Source organism: Paenarthrobacter sp. NPDC090520 (assembly GCF_044769205.1).
Taxonomy (GTDB): Bacteria; Actinomycetota; Actinomycetes; order Actinomycetales; family Micrococcaceae; genus Arthrobacter.
Map to the genome: position 1 here is coordinate 43,522 of NZ_JBIVXM010000003.1, position 22,132 is coordinate 65,653.

Sequence of the window (22,132 nt, forward strand, 5' to 3'; positions counted from 1 at the left end):
GTTTCTTCTAGCCGAGGACCGGCTGGGCGAGGTGGCTGTTGAGGATGCGGCGGGCCTCTGCGGGATCGGTGACCATGGCCGAGCCGGCGTTGGCGGCAGCGGAGCGCTGGACGGCCTGCTCGCCCCGGATGATCTCGAAGGGGTCTTCCCAGTTGTTCCAGTGCCAGCCTTCGTATTCGCTGGAGATGGCACCTGAGTAGCCGTTTTCCACGAGTTGGCGAACCAGGTCGCGCACCGGGACGGAGGGCTCCTCGCCGTTCTGGTCAATGCCGAAGAACTTGCCGTGCACGTGCTTGACGAACGGCATGATTTCCAACCACGTATCGATCGGAGCGGGGCCGAAGAGTCCGGTTCCGTTGATGGCGAAGTCGATGCCGAGATCCGGCCGGCCGTTGCGCGCGGCAAGGCCAATGAAGGCGCCAAAGCGTTCGCCATGGACCTTCTGGGTGTTGGGCGGGCCTTCTGCGTAGAAGCCGTTCCAGAGATCCACCACCTGCTGGAGCAGCTCTTCGGAAGCTCCCCGCCGGCGGTAGGCCTCGATGAGGGAGGGCGCGAAGCCGGTGACCGTGGCACCCCAGTCGGCGGTGAATCCGAGCAGCGGAGAGTTGAGCTTCTCGTAGCGGTCGCGGAGGGCAAGCACGCGCTCGTGGGCGCCGTGCTGGTCGGCGTGGACTTCCAGGGCCAGCGTCACCCCGTACTTTTCGGCTACCGGCAGCAGGCTTTCCATGGCATCCGGGGTCAGCGAGATCTGGACGCGGGCGATCTGGAAGCCGAGGCGCGAAGCAACCTCGATCTGCTTGCGCATGTACTCCACGAGCTCGTCGTGGTTCATCAAGCGGTCCCTGCGGATGCCGGTATCCACGTTCACGGCCAGGGAAGTGGGAACCAGGTCCACTTCCTGCACGAGGTCGCGGAAGTGGCCCACGAAAGAGTCATCGATCCGGTCCGGGAAGCCGCGAAGGCTGGAGAAGCCGATGATTTCCAGGCCGGGGCCGAAGCCCTCAGCGGCCACCTTGCGGATCAGGCCGTCGAGGTCGTACTGCCGGCCGTGGAAAGCGCGGGTGAAGCTGTAGAGCGTTACGCCCTGGATGGGAGTGCCGAGGCCGGTCATCACTGTCCTACCTTCATGGTCTTGGTGTCGTTTTCTTCGATGTGCAGCACACCGTGGTCGGTGATGATGTAGGGGATGTAGAGCTTCAGGTCCACGCGGACCTCGTGCTCAGCCGCCGCATCCACCGGAAGCTCACCGGAAAGGACTGCGGAATCGAGGGGGTACCACCACTCCCCTGTTTCCTCCACGAGCTCCGCGAAGCTAAAGGTCCGGTTGTTCATGGTCCAGCGGAGCGAATCCTCAGGAGCAGCCACACCGTCGATGGTGAGGGCTGCCCCGGCAATGCACGAACCCGGCAACGCCCGGTACCAAGGGATGCGGACTTCGACGGCGGCGCGGCCGCCTTCCGCGGTGAGTGTTCCTTGCTCGATCATGCGGTCGGCAATCATCGGGACTCCTTGTCTTGCCTCCGGGCATCAACGCCCGAAAGGACTTTTTCCTTATTTCGTAATTCTATTGTCTGTTTCCGACATAAGTAAAGAGGTCTCAAGCTCTTCGGCGATCCTGCGCGCACCCCGGACGGCCAGGGCCACGGCAGTGAGGGTCGGGTTGCATGCGGTCGGGGTGGGGATCACTCCGTTGCCTGCAACGAACAGGCCACGGACTCCCCACACTTCGCTGTCCGGCGAGCACACACTTTCGCCGTCGTCTTCCCATCCCATTCGCGTCGATCCCTGGTAATGGAGGGATGCGCCCGGCGGCAGCACGAAGGGGCGCTCATCCAGCGGGCGACCCACCGCCTGACCCAAGCGGACGATTTCCGTCTTTGCCCGCTCGATCACGTCGTGGTCCGCATCCGTCAGGCGGTAGTGGATCCGCATGGCCGGCATTCCGTAGGCATCCAGGACCTCGTCATCGAAGGCAACGCGGTCGTCCCGCTGAAGGTCCTTGGCACAGAACAGGCCCAGGCCCACGATCGATCCGGGCACCACGGGATCATCGTCCGCCAGCGGCACGGGCGAGGCGTCCAACTGCATGATCTGGCCGTGGAAAGGTACGTCATCCGTGTACGGCACCCAAGCGACACCGCTTTGCTGGGACAACCCGCCCTGTGGCTGATTCTCCGCCGGCTCTGCGGCGCCCGTCACACCTTCAAGCCTGCTGGCAAACACCACCTGCGGCTGGTCGTTGAGGTACCGCCCCAGGGCCTCCGGCCGGACACCCGAAGCCCACAGCAACTGTGGAGTCCGCAAGGCATCAGCAGCCACCACCACGAAGCGGGCGGCCACCCGGTGACTCGCGCCAGTACGGCGGTCCTGGACTTCCACTCCCGAGGCCGTTCCGCCGTCGTACGTCACTTTGGTGACCAGAGACTCGTCGAAAAGCCCGAAGCGCGGGTTCTTCCGGGTCGCCTCACCCATCACGACGTCGGCTCCCGACCAGAGGAGGCGGCCATCCGTTTCGCGGTGGACGGCAAGCGGCATGGGCTGGACCTTGGTGGCCGGGTCCCGGCCCTCGTCCACCGCCGCGGCGAGGCGGTCATGGACGATGTCGGAGAAGGGGGCGCCGTCGAAAGCGTGGGTGGTGACGCCCAGGAGACGCTCGGCATGCTCGAACAGCCCGTCCATGTCCGGGACGAAGTCGATCCTCTCCTTGCCGGACGGACGTGGGCAGGCAGCGGTCCAGTGGGCACCCATGCCACCGACGTTGCTGGACATCGCGGCCACCGGGAGGCCGTCTTCGCCCGGAAACGCGTACCCCTCGCTGAGCAGGTAGGTTCCCGGCCGCGCACGCCTTTCGCCAGCCTTGACTGCACCCGGGGAGTTGACTGTTGCGGCTCCGGCGCCCGGGCCTTCAGAAGCCCGCTGGGCTTCGGTTCTCCGTTCCAGGTCCGCAATGTTCTTGACGTGGGCGCCGGGTGGGTTGCTGACCGTGGGGCCCACCTCGAACATGGCGATGCTGGCGCCGGGCGCCTCCTCGCTCAGGATGCGGGCGTAGGCGGAAGCCGTCGGACCACTCCCCACAATCGCGACATCAACCGATGCCGGGTAGGAACGTTGGCTCACCGCGAAGCCACCAATTCCTGGATGCGGCGCACCGACTTCGCGGAATCGATGGTCGGGTAATACTCGAGTCCGACCGGTCCGGCGTAACCACTGGCCTCCAGGTCGTTCAGGCGGGCTGTCCAGTCGATGGAACCGGAGCCGGGTTCCCCACGGCCTGGCGCGTCGGCGATCTGCACGTACTTGACCAGGTCGCCGGCATGAGCCAGTTCCGCGGCCACGTCCTCGCCCTCCACCGTGGAGTGGTAGAGGTCGTAGAGAATGCCGAAGTTGGCCGAGTCAACGCCGCGGGCAACGTAGACAGCCTCCGAGGTGCGATCCAGGAGGGCTCCGGGGTGGTCCACGCGGATGTTCACCGGCTCGAGTACGAGCGTGATGCCGGAGCCTTCGATGTGCTTGATGCCCTTGGTGAAGATCTCGATGAGCTCATCCAACTGGTCCTGGCGCTTCCGGCCACCGAAGCCGGTTCCGCTCCCCACAACGATGCGCGGGCAACCGAGTTCCTGCGCAACCTTCACCCCGGCATCGAGTCCCTCATAGAACGGTTCGTGGTTCTTCGGCGGGATCATGAACTGCATGCGCGGCTCGGCGAGCTGGGCGGTGAGCTGGATGCCGGTTTCCTGCAGCGCGGCTTTGAGGGCCGGGATGTCCTTGGTACTGGGGCCCCACATTTCGACGGCGTCGAAGCCGGCTGATGCTGCGGCGCGGACGCGTTCGGCAGCACTTTCGCCTGCTTCAGAGAACAAAAGGTCAATATTCGGCGCAAGTTGGAACATGGTTGTCTCCTGTGACTTATGAGTGAGTTTCTAGAACATGGGGTGGCCATGGACTGCGTCGGCCGGGACCGGCTGGAGCACGTCCCAGTGCTCGACGATCCTGCCGTTGGCGAACCTGTAGATGTCAGCCACCGCGGCATCCGGCCGGCCCGGGAACGAGGCGCGGACATGGACCATGGCGAGATCGCCGTCCACGAGGATCCGCTGGATGTCGAAGCGAGCGTCCGGCGAACCGTCGAACTTGGGCGTGAGCGCCGTGATCGCAGCTTCCGGGCCGTCCGGAATGTTCGGATTGTGTTGGACGTAGTTCTCCGCCACAAGGAAGTCGAAGGCTTCGCGGACCCTTTTCTTCGTGTAGAAAACGTCCACGAACTTTTCGAACGCGGCGCGGTTGTCCGTCACCGCTAGCCCTTCAGGCCGCCGGAGAAGCCTTGGATGAAGCGCTTCTGGGCGAAAAGGAAGAGGGCAAGGATGGGGATCATGGACACGATCACGATCGCGAAGATGGAGTTCCACTGGGACACCAGGGAGCCGATGAAGTAGTACATGGCCACCGGCAGCGTCTGGTTGCTGGAACCGCCCAGGAAGATCAGCGAGGTGAAGAAGTCGTTCCACACAATCAGGCCGGCGAAAATCGTTACCGTTCCCGTTGCCGGGGCCATCATGGGGAAGACCACCTTGGAGAAGATCTGGGTCTTGCTGGCACCGTCGATGGTGGCGGCTTCCTCGTAGTCGGTACCGAGCCCACGGAAGAAGTTGGCGTACAGGAAGATCGAGAGCGGCAGCAGCATTCCGGTGTAGAGGACAATCAAACCCCAGGCCGAGCCGGTCAGGCCCAGGGAACGGGCGCCCATGTACAGGGGAACCGCACCGAGCTGTCCCGGGAGGATGATGGCAACAAGGAAAAGGTAGTAGGCAAGCTTGCTCCAGCGGCGGGTGTGCCGGGAGATGACGTAGCCGGTGATCGACCCCAGGGCGATGAGGCCCAGGATGCTGCCTGCGGTGATGATCACGCTGTTCACCAGGCCCAGGACCACATTGGAGTTGCCGGAAGCGGTCAAGACCGCAGTGAAGTTGCTGAAGTCAGGGTTCGACGGCGGTGCCAGCGGTGACGTCGTGTAGATCTCGCTGCTGGGCTTCAAGGCCGTGGTCACCAGGAAGTAGAACGGAGACAGGAAGAGCAGGGCCAGCGCCCACAACCCGATTTCGCGGAGAAGGGTGAGTTTCGTGTAGCGGAACATGGTCAGTCCTCCGGGTTGGAGCGGGTCAGCCGCTGCTGGATGACGGCAAAGATCAGGATGATGACTGCGAGCACCAGGGCCAGTGCCGCGCCGCCACCGAAGTTTCCGAGGGCGAAGGCCTGCTTGTAGACCTGCGTGGCGAGCGTTTCGGTTGCACCGGCGGGACCGCCACCGGTGAGGGCCATGATGGGGTCGAAGACCCGGAGCCCTTGGACGATGCCGAGCGTGGTGGCGATTGCCACGGCCGGACGGATCGCTGGAAGCGTCACGTTCCAGAAGCGCTGCCACAGGTTGGCGCCGTCAATGGCGGCGGCTTCCTCGATTTCCACCGGGACACTGGCCAGCCCCGCCATGAAGATCACCATCGCGAACCCTGTGGAACCCCAGACCAGCACGATCAGAACCGTCCAGATGGCCCACTGCGGGTCTGCGAGCCACGGCTTTGCGAGGTCCTCCGCACCGATGGACCTGAGGAAAACGTTGATGGGCCCATCGAAGTCGAAGATGTACTTCCAGATGTAGGCCGTCGCCAGGGGGCTGAGCACCACGGGCATGAAGAACAAGGTACGGAGGATGTAGCGCGTCTTCAGCACCCGGTTCAGGCCCAGGGCGATGACGAGGCCCGCGACGTTGCCGATGAAGACCGACGAAAAAGCCAGGAACAGGGTGTTCATCAAGGCGCCCAGTTTGGTGGGGTCCTTGAAGATGGCTTCGAAGTTGGCCAGTCCCACTACCTTGAAGGATCCGATGCCGGTCCAGTTGGTGAAGGCGAAGTAGCCACCGATGCCGGTTGCCACATAGTGGATGGCAATCACCAGGGCAATGCCCGGGAGGGCCCACCACCAGTGTCCGAACTGCAGGGAGCCACCCCGGGAACGGACCTTTCGGACCGTCCCCGGAGCGCGCTTGCCTCGCCGGGAAGCGTCAGCTGCTTCGGTCTTGGATTGCATCGTCGCAGTCATGGTAATCCTTGCTTATCCCTTGGAGTAGAGCGAACGGTGATGGTGGGAATCCGGCTTAGCCCCAGGCCGAATCCATGGCCTGCAGGACCTGGTCAACAGACTTCTGGCCGGTCAGGAGTCCCTGGACACCGGTGGCGAGGGCGTCGTAGACAGCAGAGTTGGGCCACTGGCTGTTGGGAAGCGGACCGTACTTTCCGTCCTTGATGAGGTCGCCCACGTTCTTGTAGGCGCCGGAAGCGTAGTCATAGGTATCCAGGCCACTGACCGGGAGGGCGCCGTCGATCTCGGCGAAAGCCTTGGTCTGCTCCGGCTGGGCTGCCCAATCGAGGAACGCCTTGGCTGCGTCCTTGTTCTTGGAGGCGGCGTTGATGGAGAAGGAGTAGTTGGCGCTGGCGTAGACAAAGCCCTTGTCTGAGCTCTGCTCGGACGGAAGCGCACGGACTACGAAATCGGAATCAGCGGCGGCGGTCTTAAGTTGCTTCCACGACGGAGCGGGTACGAAGCCGGCAACTGAGGTGCCACTGGCCAGGCCTTTGGTGATGGCGTCGAAGCCTGCACCGGCCGCACCCTTCTGGAAGCAGCCTGCGTCGTTCAGCTTCTTGACTGCCTCGAGGGAGTCCTTCCAGCCCTGGGAGTCGGCGAACTTGGTCTGGTTGCCGGACCGCTTTTCGTTCCATTTGGGGTCTTCTGCGTACACGCGGGACGCGGCAAGGGACATCGCCATCAAGCCCGTATTCGGTGCGGCAGAGCCGGCCAGGGCGAAGAAGGACTTGTTGGCGGAGCTGAGCGTGGAGCACTGCTTTTCCAGCCCTGCGAAGTCGGTGGGGAAGTCTGCAACACCTGAGGCCTTGGCCGCGGTTTCATTCACCACCAAGCCAACAACGGTCATCTCGGCGGCCTGGCCGTAGACCTTGCCGTCCTTGCCGAACAGCGCCTCACTTCCAACCGGAACCAGGTTCTTCGCCGAATCGTCCAGGGGTTCCAGGAAGTTCGCGTCAACCAGCGGGAGGATGCTTCGACCCGTTCCCGAACCGGGAGAGGTGACGATGACATCGGAGGCATTGCCGGCCTGCAACTGTGTGCGGACCGTCTGGTCGTAGGAGTCGTTGGGCTGCGCGTTGAACGTGATCTTCACATCCGGGTGTGCGGCCATGTACTGCTCGCCGAGCTTTTGGAACGGGCTTTCAATGGTGTTGGAGGTGGAGAACGTCAAGGAAAATTCCTTGGAACCTCCGTTGCTGCCCGTCGACGCGGAGTTCGAGCAGCCTGTGAGTGCGAGTGCAGCAGCGGTTGGGATAACGAGGACGCCGAGCTTGAGTCCCCGGAAGCGGTGCTGTGTCATGTTCAGCCTTTCTGACTTCTTTGTCTGGCGGGGTCCGTGACCCCGGTCACTCACCAGTATGCATGGCATCTGCCAGAAAGACACATAAGTATTTCGGATACCGCACATAAGTCCCGCTGCTCTGAGTTAAGATGAACGTGCTGCGCCCTCATCAGGCGGAAAGACGCCCCCGGCCCCGACTCGAAGGATGCCCGTTGTGACGGACCACTCCCTGCTCTCCAGGCTTGATCTCAACCTGCTCACGTCCTTGGATGCCCTGATCACCGAGCGCAGCGTGACCCGCGCAGCAGAGCGCCTGCACCTGAGCCAACCCGCCTTGAGCGCCTCGCTCGCACGCCTGCGCAACCACTTCGGGGATCCCATCCTGGCCCGCCGCGGCAACACCTACGAGCTCACGCCCTTTGCGTTGCGCCTCGCCGAGCACACCACCATGGCCTTGGACGCCGCCCGCCGGGTCTTCGAGAGCCAGGCCAGTTGGGAGCCCAACGAATCAGCCCGGGAGTTCTCCATTTATGGCTCGGACTACGGCTTCACCACTGTTGGCCGCGTGGTCTCGGAGCTAGCCGCTGAGCGCGCTCCGGGCGTCCGTTTCCGCTTCATGCTCCACAACCCCGTAGTGGTGGAGGACGCAGCCAACCGCCTCCGGGCCGCGGACGGCATGGTGATCCCGCACGGCATCCTCACAGGGCTGCCCTTCGTGGACCTCTGGCGCGACGACTGGCTGGCCGTAGTTTCCGAGAGCAACCAGGAGGTGGGCGAGGCCGTCTCCATGGACAACATCGCCCAATTGCCCTGGGTGATGACCTACCAATCACGTTCCGCCTTCACGTCCGCGGAACGGCAGATCCAACAACTGGGCATCGAGCCCCGGGTGGAGGTAGTGGTGGAGAGCTTCCAGGCACTCCCCCACTTTGTGGCCGGCACCAACAGGATCGGGCTGATCCAGGCGGCGTTGGCCCCGATCGCCCGGCGGCTCGGCGGCGTTCGGGTCCTCCCGCTGCCGTTCCCGGCAACTCCCTTGGTTAACGCCCTGTGGTGGCACCCCGTCCACAACGCGGACTCGGAGCACATTTGGATGCGGGGACTGTTCGAGGAGGCCGCGGCGATCGTAGCCTCCGCAACTGACGCCGGCACCGACGCCTGACCTGGCGGCGGCCGGATCCAGGCTCAGGGCCAGCACGTCAAGCCTGGCCGGAAATCCGGCCAGGCTTGACGTCTGCGTTGAGAGGCCGCGGCGTTAGACCGCAGCGGTTACTGCAGCCCGCATGCTGCGGCGGATCAGGTCGTGCTGCTTCCGCACCAACAACAACGGATCCACTTCGCCCAACTCTGCGAAAGCATGGCCTTCCCATTCACTGGACCAGTAGCCACGGTAGCCGCCCTCCACGAACACCCTGACGAGTTCCGGGTAGTCGATGGCCGGCTCGTTGCCATGCTCGTCGATGTCATAGAACTTGGCGTGGACATGCATGATCTGCGGCATGATGTCTGCCCATTCGCGCGGGTTGATGTGGCCGTGCATGTTGAAGGCAAGGTGGGCGAACGAGCCAAGCCTCGCGGGGTCGAATCCGCGGCTGCGGAGGTAGCCAATGAACTCCTCCTGGCGTTCCCGCATGGAGGCATCCGTTGCCCAGACGGCTTGAAGGCGTTCCAGCGCTTCCCCATCGAGGCCCGCCCTCGAAACGGCCCGGAGCAACGTGGGCGACATGCTGTGCATGGTGGAAGAGAAGTCCGCCACGAAGCCCAGCAACGGTGAATCCAGTTCAGCGTACACGTCCCGGACCTTCATGATGTCCGGCGAGTTCGGGCCAAGCGGAGCGTGGATCTCGTAGGCGAGCCTGAGCTCGAGTTGCTCTGCCAGCGGGAGCAGCCGTCGGAGCAGGGCAGGCTTGGCACTCTGGATCCTCACCAGCGGGAAACCGAGCTTCTTTGCTCCATGGAAGAGCGTCTCCGTGAACTCGTACTCTTCGTCCGGGGTCATGTCCCGGTCCCGCCGCCGTCCCATGTCCAGGTTGGCGCCGAAGGAGCTTGCGTCGAAGCCGTGCTTGTCGAACGCAGCCTGCCAGGACCGTACGAAGTCGTCGCTGACCTCCGGGTACGCCGGAAGCACCTGGGAGGCAACAATTTCGATACCCGGCCCAATGCCCAGTTCCGCCACACGGTTAAGCAAGCCGTCAAAGTCGTACCAGCCGGCCCGGAATTCCGCGCTGGCCGAGTAGAGCGTCAGCCCCAGGTGGAACGGGTCTTCGTCCGCTTTCGGCGGCGCCGGGGTGACCGCCGTCGTGGTTTCCGGTGCCGGCGCGTCCGCGTCCACCACTGTCAGTTCCAGCGTCTGGTTAACGAAGTTCGGCACGTACATTCCCGGTCCGCCGTCCTGGCCCGGCGCGATCTGCATGTACGGGAGGCGAAGTTCGCCCACAATGTTGACCACGTGGCTGTCACCCAGCGCGACCGGTTCCGGGCGTCGGGCAACCAAGCGCGGATGTTCCTGCAGGAACCAGAGCGTTTCCGACTGGGCCGGCAGTTCGGTCAGCGAATACGTCTTTCCACCCAGCTGGAGGGAGAGGTCCTCTTGCGGCACCTCCTCGCCATCCACCGTGAGTTTCAGGGTGGAAACCGAGGACAACCACAGGCTCCGGTACCAGGGCAGTGTCAGCGATAGCGCGAGGCCGTCCGGGTGTGCACGGAGGCTGTCTTCTTGGATGAGTCCGTTGGGCATCTTGGGTCCTTGCTGTGGGGGTCAGGCTAGTTCGGCGGCAATGGTGCGGATGAGTGAATGCTGGCGGCGTACCTGCTCGATGGAGCGCCACGGAGTCCGTTCGCCCTCGTATTCGCTGGACAGGTAGCCGTCGTAACCCGAGTCCTTCAGCGCCTTGAGCACGGGGCGCCACGGAATTTGCTGGTCTTCAAGGTTTTGGTCAATGTCGTGGAATTTGGCTTGGACAAACACCACGTACTTCGCGACGTCGGCGAAATCGGCGGGGTCCACGCCAATGCCGTCAAGGAACGCCGGACGTGTTTCCCGCGTCTCGCCGGCGCGCAGCGGAATGGGCCGGTCCTGGAAAATACCGGTATCGATCAACAGGCCAAAGTTCTTGGTCCCCGTGCGCTCGATCAGGTTGATGTAGTCGTCCACCACCGGGTGCTTGATGGGAGTCGGCGAGTGGATTTCCGGGCAGATCACCACACCCAGCTCGTGGGCCAGGTCCAGCGAGCGCTCCACGGATTCGGTCCAGATGGGGTCCGGGATCAGGTCACTGGAGACCACACCGATCTTGGGCCGCACGAACCCGAAGCCCAGGCGGTTGGCCAGGCGGAGATCGCGTTGCAGCGCCGCGGCCCCTTCTTCGGCAGTCATGGCCGCGCCAGGACGGAGCCTCGTATCGATCCAGGAGCCGTAATTGGTGGGCTCAAGGGAGTACTTCTCCAGCAGGCTGAACCACTGGTCGATCCATTCGGGGGTGGGTTCCGGATAGCCGGGTACATGCCCCTCGCCCAGGATTTCGACGCCGGTGACCCCGGTATCTGCCACGGCCGCCAACGCGGTTTCCAGGTCCAGGACCGTACCGAAGTCGTGCATAAAGCTGTAGAGGGACACGCCATAGCGGAACACGCCCTCCCCGCCTTCGGGGCCAAGCGTGATCCACCGGGATTCCCGGTAAACCGAGGGCTGATGTTCCACGGGAATGTAGGACATGCGCAGCTTCAGCTCGATCTGGAGTTCGTGGACACCTTGGGGCAGCCCTCCCTCAAGGGGAACCGTTACAGTGGCGGCCTCATCCAACTGCCAGCGCACGCCCTCGCTGGCCCAGAGTTCCTGCAGCGTGTGCGTCTTGCCCTGCAGGGTCCACGACGGAACGTCAGCAGGTACATCCACGAGGTTGCCCACGCGGACGGCAATGCCGTCGATCAGGGATGCAGCCATGCCGCGGTAGGAGGGCATCCGCACCCGGAATTGGAACCCGGTGATCCGGTCGCCGTCGCGGACATTGCGGAAGCCGGTGGCTTGGATAAGGTCTCGCTCGAGAAGCATCGTTGCTCTTTCTCTCTGGTTACAGGTAGGAAAAACCGCTGGTCAAGCTCAGCGGGGCTGGAGCCCCGAAGCCCGGTAGACGTCGTCGACGAGTGCCATGGTGGCTGTGGCGTCGGCGGCACCGAGCGGCGTCGGGGCGCCCGCGCCGAGCACCTCCACCAAGTGCTCAAGCTGCGCTACATAACTCGATTCCCCTTCGGAAGCCTTTTCGTCGATGAGCACCGTGTCGCCGGCTGTGACGCGGAGCGTAGCGCCCCACTGGGGAACGATCACGCTGGTAGCGCGCAGCGATGCGTTGGAGCCGACGATATCCAGTGACATCCGCCCTTTGTCATCGCCAAGGAAGGACGCCCGGACCCGGGCCTTGATACCGGACGTGAAAGCAAGCACGAAGTCGGTCTCCATATCGACGCGAGGATCGTCGTCGTAGAGCTTGGAGGTGGACGAAACCACCTCCGCCTCACCCCATGCCGCACGCAACAGATCAATCGCGTAGCAGCCGACGTCCATAACGGCGCCACCGCCCAGGGCACCGTTCAAACGGATATTGCCTGGCTTGACCACAAAATGGGGGATGCTGAAGTCGATCCCGACATCCTGGATATCTCCGAGCTGTCCCGATCGGATGACTTCCAGGAGCCGCCGGGTGAAGGAGTGGAGCCTGTAGTGGAAGCCGACGAAGGCAGAGCGGCCGTTGGCCGACGCAGCATCCGCGATGGCTTTGGCATCCGTACCGTTTGCGGAGAGCGGCTTCTCACAGAGCACGTGCTTTCCGGCTTGGAGGGCAGCCACCGCCCATTGCGCGTGAACGGTGGGCGGCAGCGCCACGTACACAAGATCGACGTCGGGATCGGCCATGACGCTGGCGTAGTCACCGGCCGACTGGATTCCGAAACGATCGGCGAACGCCCGTGCCCGTTCAGGCTCGCGGGACCCCACGGCTACCACTTGGACGTTATCGACCAGGGCAGAAGGCTCGACCATGGCCCGCTCGGCGATGCTTCCAGTCCCGAAGATGCCAACCCTCAGCGATGGACGCGTCATTAGGGGTTCTCCTCAGCTACACGGCTTACTTAGTCTTGTTTTGAACACTCTAATGTTCTTTTCAGACATAAGCAATGACGGAGTCATCCCAAGCACGCCTCTTGCCATTCTTAGTGCGAGAAGCCCGCGGCCGCCTCCGTGAGGCTCTTCCCCTTCGTCTCCGGCGCCAACCATTGCGAGAGGCCAGCGCCGACGAACGCGACGCCCGAGGCAATCAGCATGGTGGTGGCCGAGCCGAGGTTCACCATGGACCACGGCAGCAGGAAGGTACCCAGGCCCGCGCCCACCCGGCTGACCGCGGCCGCGAAGCCCGTCCCGATGCCGCGGATCTCCGTGGGGAAGACCTCGCCCGGATAGATGCCGGTCAGCGTGTTGTACATGGCGTTGACGAAGGAAAACATCAGGAACAGGATCAGCACTGCCAGCGGCGGCGCACCGCCCCATAGTCCAATGACGGCAAGCACGACGGCGGCAGCCCACTGGGGCGGGACGGTCATGGCGCGCCGGCCTGCTTTGTCGACCAGGAGGACCGTGATGATCACGGCGACGAGCGCAACTGCGGAGAGCCCGACGCCGCCAGCCAACCCTCCGCCGAGTCCATATCCGCTCAGCACGCTGTCGGCGAAGGTCGCGATGGCAAAGTACGGGGCCACGCCGCAGAACCAGAACATGGAGACGAACAGCGTGGACCGCCAGTATTGCCGCGAGAAGAGCATGGAGAACGTCCCGTGCTTGGTGTCTTCCCGCTGCACGTCAGCCATTTCGTCAGGGCTTTCCATGTACCTGTGGGCCACCGCCATGGCCTCATCACGCCGCCCCTGGTTCCAGAGCCAGCGGGGAGATTCCGGCAGGCCAATCCGGAAGAGGAACAACACCACGGCAATGATGGTGCTGCTGCCCAGGATCACGCGCCAGTCCACAGCGGTGAACTGCTCCAGCAGGTAGCCAAAGAGGAAGGCGAGCATGAACCCGGCATACCAAGCCACCAGCGTCCATCCCAGAAGCCGCCCCCGCAGGCGCGCCGGAGCGAACTCGGACATCAGCGGCCAACCAACGGAATACTCGACGCCGATCGCCACGCCCATGGCGAAGCGGACAGCAAAGAGCACCTCGGGAGAGTCGACGAAGAACTGCACGCCCGAGGCCACCACGAAGAGGCTCATGTCGATCAGGAACAGGGGCTTCCGGCCGAATTTGTCCCCCGCCCAACCGCCGATGGGTGAGCCCAGGAGAATCCCGAACAGCGGGCCGGCGGCGATCAGGCCTTCCCAGAACGTGGACAAGTCCAGGTCTTCGGTCATGGACCCCGTCACCGGACCAAAAATGCCCAGGATGTAGCCGTCCAGGAACATGCCTCCGGCCAGGACGAAGACCATCCTGTACATGAAGCGCCGCTTGAAGGCGGCGGTAGCTTGGACTGGATCCCCCACGACGTTCTTGGTGTCCTTCATGGCCTGTCCTTGGCTTGAACCGCTTTTCTCCCGATGATCGTCCATCGGGACGGCGAGCGCTAGGGGCGGACGGTATCCCGCGTCGATGTCCTCAGCCGATACAGGGAAGTGGTCGCGGTGAGGTACAGGTCCTGGCTGTCCGGCCCACCGAAACACAGGTTGGAAACGCGTTCGGGAACATCGACGGCGGTCAGCAGGCCGCCGTCGGGCGCGTAAACCCGCACCGAAGCGCCGGCGGATGTCCAGACCCTGCCCTCGACGTCCACCCGGAATCCGTCCGAAACCTTATCCTCCTCAAGTTCCACGAATGTCTGCCCGGCTCCGCTCGTCCCGTTCACAACCGCGTAGGCTGCGATCCGGAACGGCGAACCGCGCCCAGGGCCGGCGGTGTCCGCGACGTACAGAACGGACTCGTCCGGAGAGAACGCCAGCCCGTTGGGATGGACCAGGTCAGTGACCACCGGCGTCAGTTCCTTGGTGGCCGGGTCGAAGCGGAACACGTAGCAACCGCCATATTCCTGCTCCCCCTCGTGGCCCTCCACGGTCCCGGGCAGGATGCCGTAGGGCGGATCCGTGAACCACACCGTCCCGTCCTTGGCCACCACAACATCGTTGGGCGAATTGAGCCGGTGCCCGCCGAACGAATCGACGATTGCCGACACCACGCCGTCGTGATCCCGCTCGACGCGGCGCCGCCCGTGGCTGCACTGGACTACGCTGCCGTCGCGGTCCAGGGTGCGGCCGTTGGTGAATTCGACGGCGGTGGCGTACTCCCGCGTCTGGCCTGACTCCGGGCTGTACTCAAGGATCCTGTTATTGGGGATGTCGCTCCAGCGGACGGTTTGGGACTGTGGAATCCACACAGGCCCCTCCGCCCAGATGGTGCCCTCAAAGACCTTTTCCAGCGTGCCCGTGATCAGTTCCATGCAGTGACCCTTCCGTTGTGACCCCGCCATAGAGCCTAGTCCTGTACTTTGGCCCCACTGGAAGCCGGGGCCGCCTCAGGACTCTTGGCACCGGCTTCCGGCATGGCGATGACCGCGACGACGGTGAGCACGGCGCCGACCAGGACGGCGAGGAACACGGCATTTGAGGCCTGGATGGTCGATTGCGGGTTCGGCCCGCCACTGTTGGCGTAGATCGCGTTCGCAACGGCGCCGAACACCGCCACGCCGATGGAGCTGCCGATGGACCGGGCGAAGAGGTTGGTGCCCGTGACCACGCCGCGCTCGTTCCATTCGACGCTCGACTGGGCGGCGATGAGCGTTGGGGTGGCTACCAGACCCAGGCCGAGGCCCACAACGAAGCACGAGGCCGCGACCAACAAGACGCTGGGCGCGGATGCCGTGAGGGCCAGGATGCCAGTGCCCACCACGGTGATGGAAATGCCGATCAGGGCTGTGCGCCTGAAGCCGATCCGGAGGTAGAAACGGCCTGCCTGGGAGGCACTGATGGGCCAACCAAGCGTCAGCGCTGCCAACGCGAGACCGGCCAGGAGCGGCGAGGTCTGCAGTGCTCCTTCGAGGAACGTGGGCACGTACGATGTGAGGCCAAGCATCACCGCGCCAATTCCGAAGGCGATCATGGCCGTCGTCGACAGCAGCCTGCGGGAGACCACCCACGGTGGGAGGACCGGTTCGGCTGCTTTCCGCTCCACCAGGAGGAACGCGGCGAGCAGCACTGCACCGACGGCGAAAACCGCGATGCTGACGGGCGAGTTCCACGCCCAGGCCTGGCCTCCTTCCAGCGCCCCGAGGATCAGGAGGCTCAGCGCGGTGGTCAACAAGACTGCGCCGAGGTAGTCGATGCGGTGCGTGGTCTTCTTGACGTCTTCGTGGAAGGTGCGGGCCAGCATCCAGCCGGCCAGGAGGCATAGCGGGATGTTGATCAGGAAGATCCAGCGCCAGATGCCCAACGATGCGAACACGCCACCCAGCGTGGGACCCACCACCGAGGAAATGGCCCACACGCTGGCCAGGTAGCCCTGCACTTTGGCGCGTTCGGCGAGGGTGTAGATGTCGCCGGCAATGGTGATCGATACCGGCTGCACCGCGCCGGCGCCAAGACCCTGCAGCACACGGAAGGCGATGAGGGCGGGCATGCTCCAAGCAAGTCCACAGAGGATGGAGCCGAGCAGGAAAAGCGCGATCCCGCTGAGGATGATCGGTTTGCGGCCCAGGACATCCGAGAGCTTCGCGTAGACGGGAACGGACACCGCCTGCGCCAACAGGTAGGCCGAAAAAAGCCAGGGGAAGGACGAGAAGCCGCCGATGTCCCCAACGATCGACGGGACGGCCGTGGCCACGATCGTGGAATCAATGGCTACGAGCCCGGTGGACAGCATCAGGGCAATGAGGATGGGCCCTCGCTTGGAACGGAACCCGACTCCGTCGGCAGTTTCTGCAGTCATGTATGTCTTATCCCGTCGCGTTCGTACCGTGTATCCGTCCCCTCAAGGTGCTAACCGCGGTGGTTGCGGAATTAGTCCCGGGAACGACAAGGGCGGCGGACCGCCCGAGGTGGTCCGCCGCCGTCGTCAATCAGTGACTGGCAGTTAGTCGTTGATCAGGTCATGCACCACGATCGTCTGGTCGCGGTCCGGGCCGACGCCGATCGCGGAGAAGCGCGTACCGGAGAGCTTCTCGAGGGCCAGCACGTAGTTGCGGGCGTTCTCGGGGAGGTCTTCCAGGGTGCGGGCGCCGGTGATGTCCTCGGTCCAGCCGTCGAAGTACTCGAAGATGGGCACGGCGTGGTGGAACTCGGTCTGCGTCATGGGCATCTCGTCGTGGCGGACGCCATCAACGTCGTAGGCCACGCAGACGGGGATCTGCTCGATGCCGGTGAGGACGTCCAGCTTGGTGACGAAGTAGTCCGTGAAGCCGTTGACGCGGGAGGCGTGGCGGGCCAGGACGGCGTCGTACCAACCGCAGCGGCGGGGACGCCCGGTGTTCACGCCGAACTCACCGCCGGTCTTCTGCAGGTACACGCCCATCTCGTCGAAAAGTTCCGTGGGGAACGGGCCGGCGCCAACGCGCGTGGTGTAGGCCTTGATGATGCCGATGGAGCGGGAGATGCGGGTAGGCCCGATGCCGGAACCCACGGAAGCGCCGCCGGCCGTCGGGTTGGAGGAAGTGACGAACGGGTAGGTGCCGTGGTCCACGTCCAGGAACGTTGCCTGGCCGCCTTCCATGAGCACCACCTTGCCCTCGTCCAGGGCGTTGTTCAGCTCCAAGGTGCTGTCGATGACCAGCGGGCGCAGTCGCTCGGCGAAGGACAGGAAGTACTGCACGATCTCTTCGGTCTCGATGTCCCGGCGGTTGTACACCTTGACCAGGAGCTCGTTCTTCTGGCGCAGCGAGCCTTCCACCTTCTGGCGGAGGATGGACTCGTCGAAGACGTCCTGGACGCGGATGCCCAGGCGGGCCACCTTGTCCATGTAGGCGGGGCCGATGCCACGGCCGGTGGTGCCGATGGCGCGGCTGCCGAGGAAGCGTTCGGTCACCTTGTCCAGCACCTGGTGGTAAGGAGCAACGAGGTGGGCGTTGGCGGATACCCGCAGTCGGGAGGTGTCCGCGCCACGGGCTTCGAGGCCGTCGATCTCCTGGAAGAGGGCCTCGAGGTTCACCACGCAACCGTTGCCAATAATCGGAATGGCGTTGGGGCTCAGGATGCCTGCGGGAAGGAGCTTGAGCTCGTACTTCTCACCGCCAACAACCACAGTGTGCCCGGCGTTGTTTCCGCCGTTGGGCTTGACCACGTAGTCAACGCGGCCACCGAGCAGGTCGGTTGCTTTGCCTTTGCCTTCGTCGCCCCACTGGGCTCCGACGATCACGATTGCGGGCATGGGATCCTCCCCCATTCTTTTCGGGCCGAGCCGCTGTGGCTGGGCGCCGTACATGAGAATGCCCCGAGGTTACCGGTGTGGCCACCAGGACGGCAGCCAACGCAAGAGGTTCGGGGCTCTTACCAGCCAAGTTTAGCCGATGAGCCCTGAAAGTCTGGTGTCAAGGAGCGTTCGACGGCGGCCGCGTGAAGTTTTGATGGCGGCGGGGTGGCTCCTGATCCCGTCCCGCAGATCAGGTTCCCGCGGGCAGATTCCGGCAGGTTCCACCGAGCCCGGCAATGAGGCCGGCGTTGGACGCAACGGAGGCGGATTTTGAGATCCAGCCGGTGGTGGGATCCTTGATCACGATCGCGAGTTGAAGCTCTGTCCCCAGGCCCAGGAGTCCGCCCAACAGGTTGGTCCGGACGTCCGTGATGTACCCAGTGGTGGCGTCGCCCGTGGTGTTGGTAGCCAGGTTGTATCCGGTCAAGGGAGCCAGGGCGGAGCCCAGCCCACTGGTGGACGCCTGCATTTCGGCCTGGGCCAGGGTGTAGCCCGCCGGCGGCAACCAGAAGATCCGCACATACGAGTTCAGTCCCAGCGGCCCCGGGTTGTACGTGCAATGGCCGTTCAGCGTCGGCGCCGGAATGGTGACCGTGCCAAAGCCGCCTGTCGCATAGGCGTTCCGCTCCCACGCCGCCTGGGTGACCGCCGGAGGGTTCGCTGCGGTCAGCACCATCCCGAGCGCCAGGGCAAGTCCCGCCAGGACCACGCGTGCCTTCATGCGCGCCCACCCCGGAATCCTGTCCCACTCCGCAGCCCGGACAACGCGAAGCCTGCGCCGACGGCGAGCGCGCCCAAGAGTGCGAAGCCCGCCAGCTTGGCACCGGTATCGGACAGAAAGCCCGACGGCGGTGCGCCGCCCGGATCGTCGCCCGCGCCGTGGACACCCACGACCAACCGCGTCTTCGTTCCCTGGACCTCCAGCGGGGCATCGTTGGCGAGCGAGGCTGTGACCAGCACGTACGTGCTCGTGGAGCTGACGGGACTTGGATTCTCGAGCTGTGCCAGCACCGCCAGCCCAGCCACGCCGGACCCCCAACTACGCAGCCGCATGCCGTCCGCCCTTACGCCCGCTGTGCTGTTCCGCACGCGTCCGGCGCCTGGACCGCGGCCACAGCACCCACGTCACCAGCGCTGCAACGGCTACCGTGGTGGCGCCAAGGACCACTGGATTTGCGGCGGCAGCGAGCGGGTAGGCGAGCCCGGGCACGGACCACAGGACGACGCGGACCCGTTCCACGACATAGGGCGCCGGGTCGGGCTGGGCGTTGGCGTCGCCCTTCATGGTGATGGTCCGGGATTCCCCTTCCGCCGGCTGGATGGTCTGCACGCGGTGCGTGATGGGCAGCTTCCCGGCCCGGTCAACGGTGACGACGTCCCCCACCCGGACATCCGCGGCCGGTACCTCGCGGACCAGCGCCAACGACCCTGCCGGAATCGCCGGGGACATGGAGCCGGTCTTGAACAGGACCAGGGAAATGTTGAAAACCACGGCGGCGAGGACGGCCAGGATGCACACGGCACCACCGGCGGCCGCGATGTTCAACAGAGTTTCGCGGAGCCGGCGGGGCCAAGGACTGCTGCTCATGAGCTCGAGGCAGCCGTGAACTGCCAGGTGGCCGTCGCCGTCTGGCCCTGGAGGGCGTTGTTCGCCCCCACGGGCAGCGTCACTTCGAAGCAGAACTGCGTGGGCGCCCCCGGCAACGATGCGGTGGCGGCAGCGAGCGGATTCACGACGCCGGCCGCTTGCCCCTGCGTGAAAGGCTTGGCGCCGTCGCTGCCCACCACGAAGGCGGGTGTCCCGGTAAAGGCGGAAGCGTCGCACGTGGCTGAGCGGACCACGCGGTACCGCAACGCGGCGCCGAGGTCCGAGGTGCCTGTTCCGCTGCTGGTGACGGCAGGAATGCCAAGCACGACTTCCCCCGCGACGGAATTTGCCTTGGTCCGGATGGCAAAAGGTGCGTACGCCACCGTCCCGGGGCTCATCGCGGTAGCGGTGAAGACCAGGGCCCCGCCAGGCGCCGTGTCATTGGTGCTCCATGTTCCGGCCGCGCTGTAGGGCTTGGTGACGTTGGATTCCGTGACGAACACGCTGGCCCCGAAGGTCCCCGTGGCGTAGTCGCTGTCAGTCCATGCAGCGAGGGTGACCGAGCCGCCAATTCCCAGCGCCAAGGCCCCGGCAAGGAGTGCCCGGAGGCGCAGGACCACCTCGCGCCGCTGCCGCTTTCCGCGGCGCGTCGTTGAGTGTTGGATGCCCATGGATCACTGGGATTCCGCCGCGAACTCCCAGGTGGTGGTCCCGGTTTGGGATTGAACCAGGTTGCTATCTGCCGTGATCCTGAAGCAGAGGTTTACCGCATCTCCCGGGTCGGTCCCTGCGCCCTGCGTCAGCGCGAAGGTGACGCTCCCCGGCGTCGTGCCCAATGCCTGGCCGGCAGTCACCAAGGTGCCGGTAACCGCCTCGCCGCAGCCGAACGCCGTCGAGCGTGTCAGTGAATACGTGAGCCCGGTCAGGGAACCGGTGGATGCCTCGGTGGAAACAGTGACGGTAGCGTCGTTGGTGGTGCCGTCGTCAAGCCGGACGGCGAAGGGCGCGGTGACCACATCGCCGGGCGCGAGGTTGCCCGGGTTCGCTGTGAAACTCAGCGTGGCCGGCGAGCCGACGGGGTGCTCCGCGAAGGTGGTGCCGTCGGTGCTTCCTTCGAGGTTGAAGGCACCTGCAGTGAAGGTGCCCTGTGCGAATTCGGAGTCGTTCCAGGCAGCCAGGGTGATGGCTGCACCTACTCCCAGGACCAGGCCGCCAGCCAGAATGGCCCGGATTCTTGGAGCATTGCTTGGGCGTTGGTCGATGTCCGCCGACGCTTCATGTGTTGCAACCACTTTGTACCCCCACGGTAGATGTTTGCGGCGGCCCGGCCAGGGAGCCGGGATGTGGGGGGTCCCGTACTGGTTTCCCCCAAAACCGTTGCTAACAACCCATCACTTGGCTGGGGCAAGGTCAACGGTAAGGTTGCTGACCTGCGGAAATGTTACCCAGCCGCTTCCTGCGGTCACTTCTCGCCGGCCACGAACTCCAACGCTGCTTCAGCGAACGCAGGCCATTCCGCGTGCGATTCGAACGGCACCTCCACCCAATCCTTAAAGGGCCGGTCCATACCCGAAGGATCAAACAGCGCCGCTCCTGGAAGGGCCAACGCGCGGGCGTGTTCGGAGGTGCTCCTGCCGAGCTTGAAGGTCACCTTATTGCCGTTGAGGCAGGCGAGGGCTTTCTTGTTCAGCATGAGCGAGGAGGCTCCGAACATTTTGCCCACCACTACTCCCGCCGCGGCGAGGTCCGCACCGAGGTCCTCGAAAGCGGACACGGCGGCAGCGGACGACTCATGTTTCTCCATACCGGGCATCATGCCGGAAGCCGCCACCCGCCGTCGAGCCTCCCTGCAGGAGAGATCTCCGCCACGCCGGGCCGCAACACGCCGCGTCTTATTCGGTCGGCACGCCGGAGGCGGGACAGTACCACCTCCACAGTCCGGTAAGGTTAACCAGCCCCCAACAGCACCCTTTGAGCGTCCGCTGCGCCATGTCCGCGGCCGGTTCGATTGGTGCGCGCTGTGACACCTAGGAGACCAAACTTCTGATGCAAGACCTGGCGATCGACTCACCCGAACAACTCCTCTGGAACCGCCGTTACGAAGACCACATCGCCGAGGTCAACGGACTGTGCGATTCCCTCAAGGAACAGAAGCCAGGCAGCGAGGTCCTCTACATCGACCCCGCGCACAGCATGGACGACTGCCGTATCGTCAGCCTTTTCTCCAACCAGCGCACCACGTCCGGCGAGGGCTTCATCAAGCCCGGCGATGACGAGGCCACCACGCGTATGCTCGGCATGCAGTGGCAGCTGGGCCTGCGTCCGGAATACGTCATTCCGTGGAACGCCTACCCGTGGATCGAACCCAACGAGGAACCGGGCAAGCTCACCCCCGCCAACATCACCGAGGGCCTCAAGCCGCTCCTGCGCCTGCTCCAGCTCCTGCCGCGCACGTCCGCCCTGGTGGCACACGGCAACGAGGCACACCGCCTGGCCGACCAGCTCATGAAGGCCGCTCCGGCCAGCATCGCCCGCCGCGGTTTCAAGACGTTCAAGGTCCGCTCCCTCGGTGGCCGCTCCTTCGCCGGAACGCCCGAACGCCAGCAGGAATACCTTGACGCCATCCACGCGGCCTACGCCGAAGCCATGGCACGCACGGGCATCCCGCGCAAGGCGTAGCTACCCGCCACCTGCC

Annotated in this window: 23 protein-coding genes; 2 read left to right on the plus strand and 21 right to left on the minus strand. The window is 64.6% G+C overall.

The window, feature by feature from the left end; all coding sequences use genetic code 11:
* Positions 1–7: 7 nt before the first annotated feature.
* From ACIQTZ_RS04940 to ACIQTZ_RS04975, 8 genes are read right to left on the minus strand one after another with little or no spacing between them, the layout of a single operon-like run.
* A complete protein-coding gene (locus ACIQTZ_RS04940) occupies positions 8–1,111 on the minus strand; it encodes a sugar phosphate isomerase/epimerase family protein (RefSeq protein ID WP_400336725.1) in 1,104 nt (367 codons plus the stop codon).
* On the minus strand, positions 1,111–1,500 hold the full coding sequence (locus ACIQTZ_RS04945; RefSeq protein ID WP_402978085.1) for a DUF6379 domain-containing protein: 390 nt from the start codon (positions 1,498–1,500) through the stop codon (positions 1,111–1,113). Before ACIQTZ_RS04945 ends, ACIQTZ_RS04940 begins: the two co-directional genes overlap by 1 nt.
* Positions 1,501–1,551: 51 nt before the next feature.
* Positions 1,552–3,117, minus strand: a complete 1,566-nt coding sequence (locus tag ACIQTZ_RS04950) for a GMC oxidoreductase (protein WP_402978088.1) — start codon at positions 3,115–3,117, stop codon at positions 1,552–1,554.
* Positions 3,114–3,890 carry a TIM barrel protein gene (locus ACIQTZ_RS04955; RefSeq protein WP_402978091.1) on the minus strand — a complete coding sequence of 259 codons (777 nt, stop codon included), beginning with the start codon at positions 3,888–3,890 and terminating at the stop codon, positions 3,114–3,116. The genes ACIQTZ_RS04950 and ACIQTZ_RS04955 overlap by 4 nt, the downstream gene beginning before the upstream one ends.
* A gap of 30 nt (positions 3,891–3,920) precedes the next feature.
* Positions 3,921–4,292, minus strand: coding sequence for a nuclear transport factor 2 family protein (locus ACIQTZ_RS04960; protein ID WP_402978094.1), 372 nt, complete (start codon positions 4,290–4,292; stop codon positions 3,921–3,923).
* Between the two features lie 2 nt (positions 4,293–4,294).
* Positions 4,295–5,131 carry a carbohydrate ABC transporter permease gene (locus ACIQTZ_RS04965; protein WP_397326172.1) on the minus strand — a complete coding sequence of 279 codons (837 nt, stop codon included), beginning with the start codon at positions 5,129–5,131 and terminating at the stop codon, positions 4,295–4,297.
* A gap of 2 nt (positions 5,132–5,133) precedes the next feature.
* Positions 5,134–6,093, minus strand: a complete 960-nt coding sequence (locus ACIQTZ_RS04970; RefSeq protein WP_397326174.1) for a carbohydrate ABC transporter permease — start codon at positions 6,091–6,093, stop codon at positions 5,134–5,136.
* A gap of 55 nt (positions 6,094–6,148) precedes the next feature.
* Complete coding sequence (locus tag ACIQTZ_RS04975) at positions 6,149–7,435, minus strand: ABC transporter substrate-binding protein (protein WP_400336720.1); 1,287 nt, start codon at positions 7,433–7,435, stop codon at positions 6,149–6,151.
* A gap of 196 nt (positions 7,436–7,631) precedes the next feature.
* Between ACIQTZ_RS04975 and ACIQTZ_RS04980 the strand changes: the two genes are divergently transcribed.
* Positions 7,632–8,579, plus strand: a complete 948-nt coding sequence (locus ACIQTZ_RS04980; RefSeq protein ID WP_400336719.1) for a LysR family transcriptional regulator — start codon at positions 7,632–7,634, stop codon at positions 8,577–8,579.
* A 93-nt stretch (positions 8,580–8,672) separates the two neighbouring features.
* On the opposite strand, the gene ACIQTZ_RS04985 is transcribed toward ACIQTZ_RS04980, so the two are convergent.
* The 13 genes from ACIQTZ_RS04985 to ACIQTZ_RS05045 all read right to left on the minus strand — a co-directional run bounded on the left by ACIQTZ_RS04985 (position 8,673) and on the right by ACIQTZ_RS05045 (position 21,241).
* Positions 8,673–10,154, minus strand: coding sequence for a DUF6379 domain-containing protein (locus ACIQTZ_RS04985; RefSeq protein ID WP_402978096.1), 1,482 nt, complete (start codon positions 10,152–10,154; stop codon positions 8,673–8,675).
* Between the two features lie 21 nt (positions 10,155–10,175).
* Positions 10,176–11,468 (minus strand): DUF6379 domain-containing protein, encoded by a 1,293-nt coding sequence (locus ACIQTZ_RS04990; RefSeq protein WP_402978098.1) that lies wholly within the window; start codon positions 11,466–11,468, stop codon positions 10,176–10,178.
* A 48-nt stretch (positions 11,469–11,516) separates the two neighbouring features.
* Positions 11,517–12,512, minus strand: coding sequence for a Gfo/Idh/MocA family protein (locus ACIQTZ_RS04995; RefSeq protein WP_402978100.1), 996 nt, complete (start codon positions 12,510–12,512; stop codon positions 11,517–11,519).
* Positions 12,513–12,622: 110 nt separating this feature from the next.
* On the minus strand, positions 12,623–13,963 hold the full coding sequence (locus tag ACIQTZ_RS05000) for an MFS transporter (RefSeq protein WP_402978103.1): 1,341 nt from the start codon (positions 13,961–13,963) through the stop codon (positions 12,623–12,625).
* Positions 13,964–14,022: 59 nt separating this feature from the next.
* A complete protein-coding gene (locus tag ACIQTZ_RS05005) occupies positions 14,023–14,889 on the minus strand; it encodes an SMP-30/gluconolactonase/LRE family protein (protein ID WP_402978106.1) in 867 nt (288 codons plus the stop codon).
* A 35-nt stretch (positions 14,890–14,924) separates the two neighbouring features.
* Positions 14,925–16,373 (minus strand): MFS transporter, encoded by a 1,449-nt coding sequence (locus ACIQTZ_RS05010; protein WP_402978109.1) that lies wholly within the window; start codon positions 16,371–16,373, stop codon positions 14,925–14,927.
* A 144-nt stretch (positions 16,374–16,517) separates the two neighbouring features.
* A complete protein-coding gene (locus ACIQTZ_RS05015) occupies positions 16,518–17,807 on the minus strand; it encodes an adenylosuccinate synthase (protein ID WP_400336712.1) in 1,290 nt (429 codons plus the stop codon).
* A 232-nt stretch (positions 17,808–18,039) separates the two neighbouring features.
* Entirely contained in the window at positions 18,040–18,570 is a 531-nt protein-coding gene (locus ACIQTZ_RS05020; RefSeq protein WP_402978112.1) for a hypothetical protein, read from the minus strand.
* Positions 18,567–18,902: a hypothetical protein gene (locus ACIQTZ_RS05025; protein ID WP_402978115.1), complete on the minus strand. Its 336-nt coding sequence runs from the start codon at positions 18,900–18,902 to the stop codon at positions 18,567–18,569. The genes ACIQTZ_RS05020 and ACIQTZ_RS05025 overlap by 4 nt, the downstream gene beginning before the upstream one ends.
* Positions 18,889–19,437, minus strand: coding sequence for a signal peptidase I (locus tag ACIQTZ_RS05030; RefSeq protein ID WP_402978118.1), 549 nt, complete (start codon positions 19,435–19,437; stop codon positions 18,889–18,891). Before ACIQTZ_RS05030 ends, ACIQTZ_RS05025 begins: the two co-directional genes overlap by 14 nt.
* Entirely contained in the window at positions 19,434–20,108 is a 675-nt protein-coding gene (locus ACIQTZ_RS05035; protein ID WP_402978120.1) for a SipW-dependent-type signal peptide-containing protein, read from the minus strand. Before ACIQTZ_RS05035 ends, ACIQTZ_RS05030 begins: the two co-directional genes overlap by 4 nt.
* A 3-nt stretch (positions 20,109–20,111) precedes the next feature.
* On the minus strand, positions 20,112–20,729 hold the full coding sequence (locus ACIQTZ_RS05040) for a SipW-dependent-type signal peptide-containing protein (RefSeq protein ID WP_402978123.1): 618 nt from the start codon (positions 20,727–20,729) through the stop codon (positions 20,112–20,114).
* Between the two features lie 170 nt (positions 20,730–20,899).
* Positions 20,900–21,241, minus strand: coding sequence for a hypothetical protein (locus tag ACIQTZ_RS05045; protein WP_402978125.1), 342 nt, complete (start codon positions 21,239–21,241; stop codon positions 20,900–20,902).
* Positions 21,242–21,483: 242 nt separating this feature from the next.
* Between ACIQTZ_RS05045 and ACIQTZ_RS05050 the strand changes: the two genes are divergently transcribed.
* Complete coding sequence (locus ACIQTZ_RS05050; RefSeq protein ID WP_397326365.1) at positions 21,484–22,116, plus strand: uracil-DNA glycosylase; 633 nt, start codon at positions 21,484–21,486, stop codon at positions 22,114–22,116.
* The last annotated feature ends 16 nt before the right edge of the window (positions 22,117–22,132 follow it).